At 64.0% G+C, this 15,699-nt stretch carries 14 protein-coding genes and 1 tRNA gene; 11 read left to right on the top strand and 4 right to left on the bottom strand.

The annotated features are described in order from the left end of the window. Positions 1–57 precede the first annotated feature (57 nt). The 5 genes from queF (at position 58) to rapZ (ending at position 4,579) form a co-directional block, all read left to right on the top strand. Positions 58–924: an NADPH-dependent 7-cyano-7-deazaguanine reductase QueF gene (queF, locus tag CEJ42_RS16730; RefSeq protein WP_088751894.1), complete on the top strand. Its 867-nt coding sequence runs from the start codon at positions 58–60 to the stop codon at positions 922–924. Between the two features lie 387 nt (positions 925–1,311). Further along, positions 1,312–1,845: a hypothetical protein gene (locus CEJ42_RS16735; protein WP_420809804.1), complete on the top strand. Its 534-nt coding sequence runs from the start codon at positions 1,312–1,314 to the stop codon at positions 1,843–1,845. Between the two features lie 229 nt (positions 1,846–2,074). Further along, positions 2,075–2,548 (top strand): PTS sugar transporter subunit IIA, encoded by a 474-nt coding sequence (locus tag CEJ42_RS16740; RefSeq protein WP_079218230.1) that lies wholly within the window; start codon positions 2,075–2,077, stop codon positions 2,546–2,548. 150 nt (positions 2,549–2,698) lie between these two features. Beyond that, on the top strand, positions 2,699–3,637 hold the full coding sequence (gene hprK, locus CEJ42_RS16745) for an HPr(Ser) kinase/phosphatase (RefSeq protein WP_079218229.1): 939 nt from the start codon (positions 2,699–2,701) through the stop codon (positions 3,635–3,637). Positions 3,638–3,703: 66 nt separating this feature from the next. Beyond that, positions 3,704–4,579 carry an RNase adapter RapZ gene (gene rapZ / locus CEJ42_RS16750; protein ID WP_088751895.1) on the top strand — a complete coding sequence of 292 codons (876 nt, stop codon included), beginning with the start codon at positions 3,704–3,706 and terminating at the stop codon, positions 4,577–4,579. Here rapZ and mutY read toward each other — a convergent pair. Beyond that, positions 4,576–5,712, bottom strand: a complete 1,137-nt coding sequence (gene mutY / locus CEJ42_RS16755; RefSeq protein ID WP_088751896.1) for an A/G-specific adenine glycosylase — start codon at positions 5,710–5,712, stop codon at positions 4,576–4,578. The two genes, rapZ and mutY, sit on opposite strands and share 4 nt — an antisense overlap. Next, positions 5,709–6,530: a bifunctional DNA-formamidopyrimidine glycosylase/DNA-(apurinic or apyrimidinic site) lyase gene (gene mutM, locus CEJ42_RS16760; RefSeq protein ID WP_079218226.1), complete on the bottom strand. Its 822-nt coding sequence runs from the start codon at positions 6,528–6,530 to the stop codon at positions 5,709–5,711. Before mutM ends, mutY begins: the two co-directional genes overlap by 4 nt. 183 nt (positions 6,531–6,713) lie before the next feature. Here mutM and CEJ42_RS16765 point away from each other — a divergent pair, with 183 nt between their 5' ends. From CEJ42_RS16765 to CEJ42_RS16790, 6 genes are all read left to right on the top strand, one after another. After that, on the top strand, positions 6,714–8,522 hold the full coding sequence (locus CEJ42_RS16765) for a tetratricopeptide repeat protein (protein ID WP_088751897.1): 1,809 nt from the start codon (positions 6,714–6,716) through the stop codon (positions 8,520–8,522). A 38-nt stretch (positions 8,523–8,560) separates the two neighbouring features. After that, entirely contained in the window at positions 8,561–9,169 is a 609-nt protein-coding gene (lolB, locus tag CEJ42_RS16770) for a lipoprotein insertase outer membrane protein LolB (RefSeq protein WP_088752018.1), read from the top strand. A gap of 16 nt (positions 9,170–9,185) precedes the next feature. Then, positions 9,186–10,055, top strand: coding sequence for a 4-(cytidine 5'-diphospho)-2-C-methyl-D-erythritol kinase (ispE, locus tag CEJ42_RS16775; protein ID WP_088751898.1), 870 nt, complete (start codon positions 9,186–9,188; stop codon positions 10,053–10,055). Between the two features lie 68 nt (positions 10,056–10,123). Further along, positions 10,124–10,200: transfer RNA gene (locus CEJ42_RS16780), tRNA-Gln, on the top strand. A 141-nt stretch (positions 10,201–10,341) separates the two neighbouring features. Continuing rightward, complete coding sequence (locus CEJ42_RS16785; protein ID WP_079218223.1) at positions 10,342–11,292, top strand: ribose-phosphate pyrophosphokinase; 951 nt, start codon at positions 10,342–10,344, stop codon at positions 11,290–11,292. A 127-nt stretch (positions 11,293–11,419) separates the two neighbouring features. Next, on the top strand, positions 11,420–12,028 hold the full coding sequence (locus CEJ42_RS16790; protein WP_079218222.1) for a 50S ribosomal protein L25/general stress protein Ctc: 609 nt from the start codon (positions 11,420–11,422) through the stop codon (positions 12,026–12,028). Positions 12,029–12,236: 208 nt separating this feature from the next. Here CEJ42_RS16790 and CEJ42_RS16795 read toward each other — a convergent pair whose 3' ends face one another. Both CEJ42_RS16795 and CEJ42_RS16800 read right to left on the bottom strand, forming a co-directional pair. Beyond that, a complete protein-coding gene (locus CEJ42_RS16795) occupies positions 12,237–14,027 on the bottom strand; it encodes a M61 family metallopeptidase (RefSeq protein WP_088751899.1) in 1,791 nt (596 codons plus the stop codon). A gap of 203 nt (positions 14,028–14,230) precedes the next feature. Then, positions 14,231–15,694 carry a glutamate synthase subunit beta gene (locus CEJ42_RS16800; RefSeq protein ID WP_079218220.1) on the bottom strand — a complete coding sequence of 488 codons (1,464 nt, stop codon included), beginning with the start codon at positions 15,692–15,694 and terminating at the stop codon, positions 14,231–14,233. Between the last annotated feature and the right edge of the window lie 5 nt (positions 15,695–15,699).

Here is a 15,699-nt window from a genome sequence, read left to right on the forward strand (position 1 = left end):
GGGCGACGCGACGCAGCAGACAGTTCAGACAGCCCGCAACACCGCAGGAGAATCATCATGGACAAGCCAACCCCGTCCGCATCCGCCGCCGGCCATTCGCCGGAAACCTCGCCGCTGGGCAAAAGCTCGGAGTATCCCGAGGCCTACGACCCGTCGCTGCTGTTCCCCATCCCGCGCGCGCCCAAGCGCGCCGAACTGCAGATCACGGGCAGCCTGCCCTTCTTCGGCGTGGACATCTGGACCGCCTACGAGATCTCGTGGCTGAACCTGCGCGGCAAGCCGCAGATCGCCATCGCCACCTTCATGGTGCCGGCGGACTCGCCCAACATCATCGAGTCCAAGTCGTTCAAACTGTACCTGAACTCCTTCAACCAAGAGCGCCTGGAAAGCTCCGGAGAGTTGCTCGACAAGCTGCGCGCCGACCTGTCGGCCGCCGCCGGCGCCGCGGTGCAGGTCGCGCTGACCGAGCCGGCGCAGTTCGGCCAGCTGCAGTTCGGCGAGCTCTCGGGACTGCCGCTGGACCGGCTGGACGTGGAAATCGAAGCCGCCTCGCATCCCGACGGCAGCATCCTGCGCGCCAGTCATGACGAAGCGACGGTGGAAGAGACTTTCGTGTCGCACCTGCTCAAGTCGAACTGCCCGGTCACCGGCCAGCCGGACTGGGGCAGCGTGCAGATCCAGTACGTGGGCGCGCCGATCGACCAGGAGCGGCTGCTGAAATACATCATCGGCTTTCGCGAGCACAATGAATTCCACGAGCAATGCGTGGAGCGCATCTTCACCGACATCCTGCGCCACTGCAAACCCCAGAAACTGGCGGTCTACGCGCGCTACACGCGGCGCGGCGGCCTGGACATCAATCCCTGGCGCAGCAATTTCTCCAGCGGCAAGCCGCCTTCGCAGCTGCGCAACGCTCGCCAGTAAGCCCATGCCCGCGCATCGCGCGCGGCATCAATAAATTGTTACCGGATCTTGCCGCAGCCCCGCCGCCCGTGGGGCTCCGGTAAGCTCGATCCTGAATTTGGTAACATCTTGCCCGCGGACAATGCACGCCTTTGGGGAATTTTTCCCTGAAAATGCGTGTCTGTTCCACCGACGGCCTTCATGCAGGAACTGCTTCAAGAAGCCGTCCGGTCACTCCAAACGCAACAACCATCCCGCCATGCCCACGCTCCGCTTCGCGCAGGCGCAGGGTATTAGCCCGTAGTCGATAACAATATGAAAAACACCATCCAGCGCCAAGGCGCTTTTCCCTCCCCCGTTTCCGGCATCAGGCATGTGGCCGGCATCATGGCCGCCTGCGTCGCCGGCATGGCCCTGTGCGCCGCGCCGGCCGCCCATGCGGAAGAAAACAAGTTCAGCCTGCTGTGGCAGGACACCAAGGACCACATGTCCAACATCTGGGACAAGGGCGACCACGCCATCTACCTCTCCGGCGTCGCCCACCACGGTCGCAGCACCTATACCCGCGAAAAGCTGAACGAACTCAACGAACACGCCTGGGGCCTGGGCTATGGCAAGACCCTGCGCAACGAGAGCGGCAACGACGAATCCCTGTACGCTTTCGTGCTCAAGGATTCCCACCGGCATCCGCAGTGGATGGCCGGTTACGCCCATGAATGGGTGTTCCCGGTGGCCAAGACCGGGCTTGAGGTCGGCATCGGCGGCACCGCCATGCTGATAAGCCGCCAGGATTATCTGCACAGCGTCCCGTTCCCGGTGCCGCTGCCGCTGGCCTCGATCGGCACCCAGAAGGGCAAGATCATGTTTGCCTATGTGCCGCGACTGGGTTCCAACAAGAACAACGGCGACGTGCTGCTGATCTTCGGCCGCATCGAAATGTGACCCCGGCGAGGCACGCCGCGTCAGCAAAAGTAAAGAAGGGGAAAGCGCGGAAGGGATTGATTTACAACAACTTTTCCGAATTTTCCGCGCTGCGGCGGCGCCCCCGGGGCAAAACTTTTCATTCCGGTCAAATTCACCTCTTTTTCGGCGCTTTCAAAACATTGCGGGGGCCTCAAACAGGCCTATAATTCTGCTCAAAGCTTCACCCCGTGGTAATTCTTTGAGCGTCATGACTAATCTTGCAAAAATCCTGTCTCCAGAAAATGTGGTTCTGGACCTGGAAGTCTCCAGCAAAAAAAGAGCTTTCGAACAAGCCGGCCTGACCTTCGAAAACAACAGCGGCATCGCCCGCTCGACCGTTTCCGAAAACCTGTTTGCCCGGGAGCGCCTCGGTTCGACCGGGCTTGGCCATGGCGTCGCCGTCCCGCACGGCCGCATCAAGGGGCTCAAGGCCCCGCTGGCGCTGTTCATGCGCCTGTCTGCGCCGATCCCCTTCGAGTCGCCCGATGGCCAGCCGGTCAAACTGCTGGTTTTTCTGCTGATTCCGGATCATGTCACCCAGCAGCACCTGGAAATCCTCTCCGAAATCGCCGAGATGTTTTCCGACGACGCCTTCCGCAATGAACTGACTTCCGAGCCGGATGCCGCGGTGGTCCACGCACGCATCGTGACCTGGCAGCCGTCCCTCGAAAAAGCGGGCTGATACGCCCGACGCTGCGCCGGCGGCTTCCCGCCGGCCGGCAAATTCTGTACCCTGCATCTGAGAAGCGACGTCGCCCATGGCTCAAGCCAAGCCGGATGGCCGGCGACATCGTTTGCATCGCCCCTCTTTAGCCAGCCGAACCGGACCTACATGCCCAATTACTCCGCGTTGTCGATACAGCAGCTTTACGAAGAAAACCGTGAATCCCTGCAGTTGGGCTGGTTTGCCGGCTTCCCCGGCGGCGAGCGCCTGATCTCCGGCGACGCCGTGTCGGCCGCCGACCAGGTGGGCCACCTCAACCTGATCCACCCCGGGCGCATCCAGGTCTTCGGCCACCAGGAAATCGAGTACTACCAGCGCCTGTCCAATACCTCGCGCGCCTACCAGACCGCGGAGCTGGTGGCCGGCGAGCCGCCGGCCTTCATCATCGCCCAGGGCCTGTCGACGCCGCCCGACATCCTGGCGGTGTGCGACGAAAAGAACATCCCGCTGTTTTCCACGCCGCTGCCGGCGGCGCAGGTGATCGACTACCTGCGCGTGTATCTGTCCAAGAAGCTGGCGCAGCAGATCACCATGCACGGCGTGTTCATGGACGTGCTGGGCGTGGGCGTGCTGATCACCGGCGAATCCGGCCTGGGCAAGAGCGAACTGGGGCTGGAACTGATCTCGCGCAGCCACGGCCTAGTGGCCGACGACGCGGTGGAATTCGCGCGTATCGCGCCCAACATGATCGAGGGCCGCTGCCCGCCGCTGCTGGCGAACCTGCTGGAAGTGCGCGGCCTGGGCCTGCTGGACATCAAGGCCATCTTCGGCGAGACCGCGGTACGCCGCAAAATGCGGCTCAAGCTGATCGTGCACCTGGTCCGCCGCAGCACGCTGGAAGAGAACTACGAGCGCCTGCCGCTGGACGCCCAATACGAGGAAGTGCTGGGCCTGCCGATCCGCAAGGTGGTGATCCCTGTGGCGGCCGGCCGCAACATCGCGGTGCTGCTGGAAGCCGCGGTGCGCAACACCATCCTGCAGTTGCGCGGCATCGACACCCTCAAGGAATTCATCGAGCGCCAGCGTCGCGCCATGAACGGCGAATAATCCCGCCGCACGGGAACCGTCGCAACTGTCACGCGGCGTTCATATCGCATGCGTTATTATTGACGCATGCGTATCGTTCTGATCACCGGCATTTCCGGCTCCGGCAAATCCGTGGCACTGCATGTGCTGGAAGACGCCGGCTATTTCTGCGTCGACAACCTGCCTCCCGCCCTGCTGTGCGACCTGGTCGACACCCGCATCAGGGAAGGCGCCAGCATGCTGGCCGTGGCCACCGACGCGCGCAGCGCCGACTCGCTGGCCACCCTGCGCACCGACATCGACAAGCTCAAGGCCGCCGGCCACGACGTCAAGGTGTTCTTCCTGACCGCCTCCAACGAGACGCTCATCACCCGCTTCTCAGAAACCCGCCGCAGCCATCCGCTGTCGCACCGCCTGCTGCCCGGACGCAACCCGGCCGACCGGCTGACGCTGGCCGAATGCATCGAGATAGAAAAGGAAATGCTGGGCGACATGCAGGAGATCGCGCATGTCATCGACACCTCCCAGCTGAGCTCCAACAAGCTGCGCACCTGGATCAAGGAACTGGTCGACATCGAGCGCTCGCCGCTGACCCTGCTGTTCGAGTCCTTCGCCTTCAAGCACGGCATTCCGCTGGACGCGGACCTGGTGTTCGACGTGCGCATGCTGCCCAACCCGCACTACGATGCCGAACTGCGCCCGCTGACCGGACGCGATGATCCGGTGATCGAATTCCTCTCAGGCTACGCGGAAGTGGGCAACATGCTCGGCGACATCCGCAGCTTCGTCGAGAAATGGCTGCCTGCGTTCAAGCAGGACAACCGCAGCTACCTGACGGTAGCCATCGGCTGCACCGGCGGCCAGCATCGCTCGGTCTATATCGCCGAACAGCTGTCGAAGCACTTCCGCGCCAGCGAACAGGTGGTCTGCCGCCACCGGCAACTGGACCGCCGCACCGCCTAAACCGCGGCCAGCAGGTCGTCGCTGCGCAGCACGCCCAGCAGCAGCTTCTTCACCGGCGCCGGCAAGGGCGCGTCAGCCAGCTTTTCCACCGGATACCAGACCAGCGCATTCTGTGCGATGCGCTGCGAGCGGCTGGCCAGCGCTACCTGGAACGGCGCGACATGCAGCTTGAAGTGCGTGAAGACATGCGAGAACGGCTGCAGCTTGCGGCAGCCTTCCAGTTCGCCATAGGGTGCAACCACCGTGCGCACGGCGGTATCGAAGTGCGCCGCATCGCCCACCGCGATTTCCGGCAGCGACAGCAAACCTCCCCAGATGCCGCTGTCCGGGCGCTGCTCCAGCAACACATCGGCGCCATGGGTGACCACCAGCATCACCGTCTCCCGCTCGGGCACGGCCTTCTTCGGCTTGGAAACCGGCAGCTCCTTCACGCGGTCCTGCGCCAGCGCGACGCAGCGCCCGGCCAGCGGGCATTTGGCGCATGAAGGCGTGCCGCGCACGCACAGCGTGGCGCCCAGGTCCATCAACCCCTGCGTATAGGCCTCAATGCCTTCCTCCGGCAGCAGGGCGACGGCGCGCAACCACAGCTTGTCCTCGACGGGCTTGGCGCCGGGATAACCGTCGACCCCGAACACCCGCGCGAACACGCGCTTGACGTTGCCATCCAGGATGGCGGCGCGGCGACCGTAGGAAAACGCCGCGATCGCCGCGGCGGTGGAGCGGCCGATGCCGGGCAAGTCAGCCAGCAGCGCCGGATCGTCGGGAAAACGGCCGCCGTATTCGGCCACCACGCGCTGCGCGCATTTGTGCAGGTTGCGCGCGCGGGTGTAGTAGCCCAGCCCGCTCCACAAGGCCATCACATCCTCGGAAGGCGCGGCGGCCAGGCTGAAGACGTCGGGGCAACGCTCCAGGAAACGCTGGTAATAGGGAATGACGGCAGTCACCTGGGTCTGCTGCAGCATGATCTCGGAGAGCCAGACGCGATACGCGTCGCGCGTGTTCTGCCAGGGCAGCTTGTGGCGGCCATGCTGCCGCTGCCAGGCGATCACCTCGGCCGAGAAGCCCGGATCCTCATAGCGCTCGCCGCCGGCCGGCGCGGCGCCGCGCTTCGGTTTGTCGACCAGGCCCTTCATTTCTGGCAGCTCACGCAATAGAACGTCGAGCGCTGGCCCTGCTTGATCTGGCGGATCGGGCTGGCGCACACGCGGCACTCCAGGCCGGTGCGGTTGTAGACGAAATAGCTTTGCTGGAAATAACCCGACTGCCCGTTGACCGCGATGAAGTCGCGCAGCGTGCTGCCGCCCTGCTCGATGGCGGCGGCCAGCGTTTCGCGGATCGCCTCGACCAGGCGCTCGTAGCGCGCCAGGCTGATCTTGTAGGCCGGCGTCTTGGGATTGATGCGGGCCTTGAACAGGCTCTCGGAGGCGTAAATGTTGCCCACGCCGACCACGATGTCGCCGGCCAGCAGCACCTGCTTGATCGGCGCCGAGCGGGCGCGCGTCTGGCGAAACAGCTCGCGCGCCGAGAATTTGTCTTCCAGCGGTTCCAGGCCCAGGCTGCGCAGCAGCATGTGCTCTTCGACCGAGCCCTCGGCGATATCGTGCCAGAGGATTGCACCAAAACGTCGCGGGTCGGTCATACGCATCACCTGCCCGCCTACCAGCAGGTCGAAGTGGTCGTGCTTCTGCGGGACGATGCCCGGCGGCAAAATGCGCAGGTGGCCGGACATGCCCAGGTGCACGATCAGCGTGCCGTGGTCGAAGTTGATCAGCAGGTATTTGCCGCGGCGCCCGGTGCTGCGCACGACGCGACCGGCCAGCAGCGCGTCCAGCCCGGCGGGAAACGGCCAGCGCAGGCCGCTGTGGCGCATGACGACGCCGCTGACGGTCTTGCCCTCGAGATAGGGCGCGACCCCGCGGCGGGTGACTTCTACTTCTGGCAATTCTGGCATCTGGCTACTTCGGAAGAGCTGGCGGGTGGGAAGCTCCATATGATAATGCAGATGCCGAAAACAAGGCCTGCGGCAGGCGCGGCCGGCAGCGGCCGCCCTGCAAGATGGATTACACTCCGCTTACAGCAAAGCAATTGCGCTTGGGCGTAAAATCGAAACTTCCCGAATAGTCAGGACGACACCTTGAAAAAAACCATCGCCCTCCTCACCAGCTCCCTGCTGCTGACCGCATGCGCGAGCTTCCAGCAGTCCGGCGACAAGGCGAACGCCGAAGCGGCGCAGGACAAGAAGACGGCTTCGGCCATGTCCGCCGCGGCGGCCCGCAAGAAGTCGCCCAAGGCCAAGGCGCAGCAGCAGGACGACACGCTGCCGGCGGTCGAGCTGAGCGAAGACATCCTCTACAAGGTGCTGACGGCCGAGATCGCCTTCCAGCGCGGCCAGTGGCAATCGGCTTATGTGACCATCCTCTCGGCCGCGCAGCAGACGCGCGACCCGCGCCTGGCCAAGCGCGCCGCCGAGATCGCGATCACCGCGCGCCAGCCCAGCGAAGCGCTGGTGGCGGTGCGCCTGTGGACCGAACTGGCGCCGCACTCGGATGAGGCGCTGCAGAACTACCTCGGCCTGATCATGCTCTCGGACAGCGTCGACGAGATCGAGCCGCTGCTGACCCAGCGCCTGGCCGACGCCGCCCCGCAGGCGCGCGGCCCGATGATCCTGCAGATCCAGCGGCTGCTGGTGCGCGCCAAGGACAAGCAGGCCAGCTTCGCGATCCTGCAGAAAGTGACCCAGCCCTACGGCGACCTGCTGGAAACCCACCTGGCGCTGGCGCAAGGCGCCTTGAGCGTGGGCGACACCACCTACGCCCAGCGCGAGGCGCGCGCCGCACTGAAGATCAAGCCCGACTCCGAACTGGCGATCCTGACCGCGGCCCAGGTCGCGCCCGACACCAAGGAAGCGACCAAGCTGATCTCGGAGTTCCTGCGCAAGTACCCGGATTCGCGCGAAGTGCGCATCGCCTACGCGCGCAGCCTGGTGGAACAGAAGAACTACAAGGAAGCGCGCGCCCAGTTCGAGGCGCTGCTCAAGGAAGACGGCGAAGATCCGACCACGCTGTTCGCGCTGGGCGTGCTGTCGGCCCAGACCGACCAGTTGAAGGACGCCGAAAACTACCTGCAGCGTTACCTGCAGGTGCTGGCGTCGCAGCCCGAAGATGACCGCGACCCGAGCCAGGCCATCCTGCTGCTGTCGCGCATCGCCGAGGAACGCAAGGACTACGACGGCGCGCTGCGCTACCTCGACCAGGCCGAGCCGGGCTCGGACGGCTACGTCAACATCCAGGTGCGTCGCGCCCAGCTGCTGGCGCGCAAGTCCGACATCGACGGCGCCCGCAAGGCGCTGGAAGCGGCGCAGTCCGAATCGGCCAACGACGCCGAGCAGCTGCAGCTGGTGCAGGCCGAGTCGCTGCTGCTGCGCGACGCCAACCGCAACCAGGAAGCCGCCGACGTGCTCAAGGGCGGCATCGACCGCTTCCCCAACAACACCGACCTGCTCTACGACTACGCGATGGTGCTGGAGAAGCTGGGCAAGTACGACGAAATGGAAAAGACCCTGCGCCGCGTGATGAAGCTGGCGCCGGGCAACCAGCACGCCTACAACGCGCTGGGTTACTCGCTGGCCGATCGCAACATCCGCCTGCCGGAGGCGCTGGAACTGATCCAGAAGGCCGCCGACATGGCGCCGGAAGACGCCTTCATCGCCGATAGCCTGGGCTGGATCCAGTTCCGCATGGGCAAGCTGGAGCAGGCCGAGACGCAGATGCGCCACGCCTACGCGCTGCGCCCTGATCCCGAAATCGGCGTGCACCTGGGCGAAGTGCTGTGGACGCGCGGCAAGCAGGATGAAGCCCGGCAGGTCTGGCGCGAAGTGCAGGCCAAGGATCCCGACAACGAGGTACTGAAAAGCACGCTGGCGCGGCTCAACGCCAAGCCATGATGACGCGCGTACTCTCATCGGCCTGCGGCCTGCGCCGCATGGCCGCGACAGGCGCGGCCGGCATGGCGCTGCTGCTGGGCGGTTGCGCCGGCCTGCAGCAGCAGGCCGCGCCCGCGCTCACCGCGACCGCCCCGGGCTACCAGGAAAGCATCGCCATCAACGGCCGCATTTCCGTGCAATACGAGCAGGGCGACCGCCCGCAGTCGCTGCATGGCAGTTTCATCTGGGCGCAGACGCCCAAGGAGCTGAACCTGGAGCTGCTGTCGCCGCTGGGCCAAACGGTGGCCACCATCAACGTCAAGCCCGGCATTTCCACGCTGGTGCAATCCGGCCGCGCGCCGCAGGTGGCGCCTGACGTCGACCAGCTGGCCGCGCAATCGCTGGGCTGGCCGCTGCCGGTTTCCGGCATGCGGCAGTGGCTGCAAGGCACCGGCACCAATGCCGCCGGCAAGACCTTCACCGCCAAACCCGGGGAAGATTACGAAAGCTTCTCGACCAGGGACGGCTGGCGCGTGGTCTATGCCAACTGGCAGCCCGACCCGGACAGCGGCGAAATCCGTCCCAAGCGCATCGACATGACGCGCGACACCGAACAAGCCGGCAAGGTCTCGATCCGCATCGCGGTCGACAGCTGGAAGACCCCCTGATCAAGCCGCATCACGCATGACCGCCATCCTCAACGCCTGCCCGGCGCCCGCCAAACTCAACCTGTTCCTGCACGTCACCGGCCGCAGGCCGGACGGCTACCACCTGCTGCAGTCCGCCTTCCAGCTGATCGACCGCTGCGACACGCTGGACTTCGCCGTGCGGCACGACGGCCAAATCGTGCGCACCAACGATATTCCCGGCGTGCCCGCGGAGTCGGACCTGGTGGTGCGCGCAGCCAGACTGTTGCGCCAAACGGCGGGGCGCCCGGAGCTGGGCGCATCGATCACGGTCAACAAGATCCTGCCGATGGGCGGCGGCCTGGGCGGCGGCTCCTCGGATGCGGCCACCACGCTGGTGGCGCTCAATCACCTGTGGCAGACCGGATTGAAGCGCCAAGAGCTGATGGACATCGGCCTGAAACTGGGCGCCGACGTGCCCTTCTTCATCTTCGGGCGCAACGCTTTTGCCGAAGGCGTGGGCGAGGCGCTGTCCCCGCTGGAGACGGCCGATTGTTGGTATGTGGTGATAGAACCGGGAGTATCTGTTCCGACTTCGATAATTTTTTCATCGAAACGATTGACAAGGGATACTGAAGCCGTCAGAATAACGGACTTTCCTGATGCGACGAAACAAATCGCTTCCAGCTTCGGGAAAAACGATCTGGAAATGGTGGCAACAGAACATTTCCCTGAAATCGCGGAAGCCGTCGAATGGCTGAGCAGATTCGGGAATGCCAGAATGACCGGATCCGGCGCCTGTGTGTTTAGTGCATTCGAACACGAACATCAGGCAGACGAAGTGCTGAAACAATTGCCTTCGCGCTGGATCGGCTGGAAAGCCAAAGCGATGCAGGAACATCCTCTCGCCCGTTTCTTGAAGTCGTGAGTAAAGAATTGGTTTGACGAAGAGTTGCGCAGCAGATGCGCGATGACACGGCAGACAGCAGATTGTGTAGGGGAATCGCCAAGTTGGTTAAGGCACCGGATTTTGATTCCGGCATTCCAAGGTTCGACTCCTTGTTCCCCTGCCATTAAATTCAGGACCGGCCAGTCGGCCAGATGTCCAGTCAAAAAAATAAGCCGTCAATGTGAGACCGATCAGTCAAGCATTGTCGGCTTTTCGACTTTTTGCTTTTCGACTTTTTTTTACGATTGAATTCAGGGATACCCACATGGCACTTGAAAACCTGATGGTTTTTACCGGCAACGCCAACCCGGAATTGGCGCGAGGCGTCGCTGACAAACTCGGTATCCCGCTGGGCAAGGCCAACGTTTCCAAGTTCTCCGACGGTGAAGTCATGGTCGAGATCAATGAAAACGTTCGCGGCAAGGACGTCTTCGTGCTGCAGTCCACCTGCGCGCCGACCAATGACAACCTGATGGAAATCATGATCATGGTCGATGCACTGAAGCGCGCATCGGCCGGCCGTATCACCGCCGCCATTCCGTATTTCGGTTATGCCCGCCAGGACCGCCGCCCGCGTTCGGCGCGCGTTGCGATCTCCGCCAAGGTGGTCGCCAACATGCTGCAGGAAGCCGGCGTCGAACGCGTCCTGATCATGGACCTGCACGCTGACCAGATCCAGGGCTTCTTCGACATTCCGGTCGACAACATCTACGCTTCGCCGATCCTGCTGGGCGACCTGGTGGCCAAGAACTACGACGACCTGCTGGTCGTGTCGCCCGACGTCGGCGGCGTGGTGCGCGCGCGTGCGCTGGCCAAGCGCCTGGGCTGCGACCTGGCGATCATCGACAAGCGCCGTCCGAAGGCCAACGTCTCGGAAGTGATGAACATCATCGGTGAAGTCGAAGGCCGCAACTGCGTGATCATGGACGACATGGTCGACACCGCCGGCACCCTGACCAAGGCCGCCGAAGTGCTGAAGGAACGCGGCGCCAAGAAGGTGGTGGCTTACTGTACCCACCCGGTGCTGTCGGGCCCCGCGATCGACCGCATCAGCAATTCGCCGCTGGACGAGCTGGTCGTGACCGACACCATCCCGCTGTCGCCGGCCGCGCGCGCCTGCACCAAGGTCCGCCAACTGACCTGCGCGGACCTGCTGGCCGAGACCTTCAAGCGCATCACGAAGGGCGACTCGGTGATGTCGCTGTTCGCAGAGTAAGAAATAGAATTCGCCTCGTCGCAATCCTGCGGCGAGGTTTTTTCATATCCCCTGGTCGCGGGGGATATTTACCACGCAGGGCATACGTCAACGCACCGACGCGCCTTGCCAACATTGGAGCTTCAAAATGAAAGTTATCGCCTTTCCGCGCAAAGATCAGGGCACCGGAGCGAGCCGCCGCCTGCGTAATGCCGGTCAAACCCCGGGTATCGTCTACGGCGGCACCGCTGCCCCGCTGAACATCGCCCTGGACCACAACGCGCTGTACCACGCGCTGAAGAAGGAAACCTTCCACGCGTCCATCCTGGACCTGGAAATCGAAGGCAAGGTTGAACAAGTGCTGCTGCGCGACTTCCAAGTCCACGCATACAAGCAACTGGTCCTGCACGTCGACTTCCAACGCGTCGATGCATCGCAAAAGCTGCACACCAAGGTGCCCCTGCACTTCGTGAACGCCGAGATCTCGCCGGCCGTCAAGCTGCACGCCGGCATCATCAGCCACGTGGCTGCTGAACTGGACGTGACCTGCCTGCCGAAGAACCTGCCGGAATTCATCGAAGTCGACCTGGCCAAGCTGGACGTCGGCCAATCGATCCACCTGGCTGACCTGAAGCTGCCCAACGGCGTGACCGCCGTGACCCAGGAAAACCTGACCATCGCCACCGCCACCGTGCCGGCCGGTCAAGTGTCCGCTGAAGGCGAAGCTGCCGCCGGCGGCGCTGAAGAAGCCAAGTAATCCGCTTCTGCCTCAAATGAAAAACCCGCCGGAAGGCGGGTTTTTTTATTGCCTGCTGCGTAATGCGCTTGATATGCGCCCGATATGCGCCTGATGCGCGAGCACTACATGGCGCGCCTGCGACACGCCGCCCTGCACCCGCTGGGCGAAACGGCCGCCAATCACAGCCGCCACGCACACGAAGGCGCGGCCACACCGCTGCAATCCCCTACATCTTCAGCCACGACTCGCGCTGGCGCACCACCGCCGCCGGCTTGCCCAGCGCAGCCAGCTTGACCTGGGGCGCCGCATCGGCCTTGAGCTTGACCGAGAATTCCATCAACTCGTCGCGACGGAAGGCATGCACGCGCACGGTGTCGTTCAAACGATAGCGCGCCAGCAAGCCGTCCACGCCCGCAGCCGGCACGCGCAGGCCATCCAGCGCCACCAGCCGGTCGCCGGCCGACAAGCCCGCCTGCATCGCCGGACCGCCGTCATAGACGGTGGCCAGCTTGGCGTCGCCGCCGTCCTTGGTCACGCGCGCGCCCAGCCATGGCTTGGCATCCTTGGGCAAAGCCTCGTCGTAGCTGACGCCGAACGCCGGCAGCAGCTCGGCCAGCGGCACATCCTCGGTGCCGCGGATGCAGCGCTCGAAGAAGCGCTTCAGGTCGGCGCCGCCCAGTTCCTCCATCAGCGACAGGATGCCGTCCTCCGGCACGCCCTGCGCCCCGCCCTCGTAGAACTCACGGCCATAACGCTGCCACAGCCCGCGCATCACGTCGTCCAGCGATCGGCGGCCGCGGGTCTGGCTGCGGATGGTCAGGTCCAGGCCCAGCGCCACCAGCGAACCCTTGGTGTAGTAGCTGACGATGGCATTGGCGGCGTTCTCGTCCTGGCGGTAGTACTTCACCCAGGCGTCGAAGCTGGATTCGGCCACGCTCTGCTTCTTGCGGCCGGCGCCGCGCAGCACGCCGGTGACGGTCTTGGACAGCAGCTTCAGGTAGTTGTCGGTGTCGATGACGCCGGTGCGCACCAGGAACAGGTCGTCGTAGTAGCTGGTGAAACCTTCGAACAGCCACAACAGCGAGGTGTAGTTCTCCTGGCGCAGGTCATAGGGCGCGAACACCGCCGGCTTGATGCGCTTGACGTTCCAGGTATGGAAATATTCATGGCTGCACAGGCCGAGGTAGGTGCGATAGCCATCGGTCTGCTCCGGCTTGCCCCTGACCGGCAGGTCGGCGCGCGAGCAGATCAGCGCGGTCGAGGCGCGATGCTCCAGCCCGCCGTAGCCGTCGCCGACGGCCAGCGTCATGAAGACGTAGCGCTGCATCGGCGCGCGCCGGGTCTTGGGCTCGAAGAAGGCGATCTGCGCTTCGCAGATCTTCTTCAGGTCGTCGCACAGGCGCGCCATGTCGAGGTTGGGCACGCGACCGGTGATGACCACGTCATGCGCCGTGCCGTGCGCCTTGAAACTGGCCAGCGCGAAGTCGCCGATCTCGACCGGGTGATCGATCAGCTCATCGTAGTCCCGCGCGACATAGGTGCCGAAACCGTAACGCTTGGCCTTCAGCTCAGGCATCGCGGTGGCCACGCGCCAGCGCTTGAAGGCCTCGCCCTCGGGCCGGCGGATATCGACCACATGCTGGCCGCCTTCGAAGCCATGCACGGCCAGGAATACGCTGGTGCCGTTGAAGAAACCATGCGTCTGGTCCAGGTGCGCGGTGCGCACCGACAGATCCCAGGCGTAGACCTGGTAGGACAGCGTCAGCGCGCCGGTGCAGGGAGCGGCCTGCCAGGTGTGCTTGTCGAGCTTTTTCACCGCCACCTTGCGGCCGCCGGACTCGCCCTTCAGCTGCACGATGTTCTTGCCGAACTCGCGGATCATGTAGCTGCCGGGAATCCACGCCGGCAGCGAGAACACCTGGCCGTCGGCGGCCGGTTTGTCGACCGTGACGGTGACCTCGAAGACGTGGGATGCGGGATCGTTGGAAGTAATGGTGTAGCGGATCGGAGTAGCCATGGGGTCCTGTGCCAGCCTCGGGTGGGCGAATCCGGTCATTTTACTTGAGGCCATCCGCTGCGGCATGCGGGGCGCGCTCCCGCGCGGACAAAAAAAACCGGACAGACTTGCGTCTGTCCGGGTCCAGGTCAAATGAAGCTAAATCGTTATCGAATCATTGATTCAATGATTCAATGATTCAATGATTCGTTGAGTCATTGCTATCAGCGCGGCAGCAGCGACGCACCCATCAGGAACTCGTCGACTGCGCGGGCGCATTGACGGCCTTCGCGGATCGCCCACACCACCAGCGACTGGCCGCGACGCATGTCGCCTGCGGCGAACACCTTGTCGGCCGAGGTCTTGTAGCAGCCTTCGCCGTCGGTGGTGGCACGGGCGTTGCCGCGCGCATCCTTCTCGACGCCGAAGGCGTCCAGCACCTGCTGCACCGGCGAGACGAAGCCCATGGCCAGCAGCACCAGGTCGGCCTTGATCTCGAATTCCGAGTCAGGCACTTCGACCATCTTGCCGTCCTTGAACTCGACGCGTGCGGCGATCAGCTTCTCGACCTTGCCGCCCTTGCCTTCCAGGCGCTTGGTGGTGACTGCGAAATCGCGCTCGCAACCTTCTTCGTGCGAGGACGAGGTACGCAGCTTGATCGGCCAGTACGGCCACACCAGCGGCTTGTTTTCGGATTCCGGCGGTTGCGGCATCAGTTCGAACTGGGTCACCGATGCGGCGCCGTGACGGTTGGAGGTACCGACGCAGTCGGAACCGGTATCGCCGCCACCGATCACCACCACGTTCTTGCCGGTGGCCATGATCTGGTTCTTCAGCTTGTCGCCGGCGTTGACCTTGTTCTGCAGCGGCAGGAAGTCCATCGCGAAGTGCACGCCCTTCAGCTCACGGCCCGGGACCGGCAGGTCGCGCGGCGCTTCGGCGCCGCCGGAGATGATGATGGCGTCGAAGTCCTTTTGCAGCTGTTCGGGCGAGATGGTTTCCTTGGACCAGTTGTTGACGGTCTCCGGGAAATCCTTGCCGACGAACACGCCGGTGCGGAAGGTCACGCCTTCGGCCTGCATCTGCTCCACGCGCAGGTCGATGTGGGACTTTTCCATCTTGAAGTCGGGGATGCCGTAACGCAGCAGGCCGCCGATGCGGTCGTTCTTTTCGAACAGGGTCACATCGTGACCGGCGCGCGCCAGCTGCTGGGCCGCGGCCATGCCGGCGGGACCGCCGCCGACCACGGCGACCTTCTTGCCGGTCTTGATGGCGGGCGGTTGCGGCACCACCCAACCGTTTTCCCAGCCCTTGTCGATGATGAAGTGCTCGATCGACTTGATGCCCACGGCGTCGTTGTTGATGCCCAGCGTGCAGGCCGCTTCGCAGGGCGCCGGGCAGATGCGGCCGGTGAACTCGGGGAAGTTGTTGGTCGAGTGCAGCGTGTCCAGCGCTTCCTTGTAGTTGCCGCGATAGACCAGGTCATTCCAGTCAGGAATTATGTTGTTGACCGGGCAGCCGTTGTTGCAGAACGGAATGCCGCAGTCCATGCAGCGCGCGCCCTGGATCTTGGCGTCGCCGTCGGTCAGGTGCAGGACGAATTCTTTGTAGTGCTTGGTGCGTGCGGCTGGCGCTTCGCTGGCCTCTTTCAGGCGCTGGTATTCCATGAAACCGGTTGCTTTTCCCATTTTCC

The organism is Herbaspirillum robiniae, from assembly GCF_002213415.1.
Taxonomy (GTDB): domain Bacteria; phylum Pseudomonadota; class Gammaproteobacteria; order Burkholderiales; family Burkholderiaceae_D; genus Herbaspirillum; species Herbaspirillum robiniae.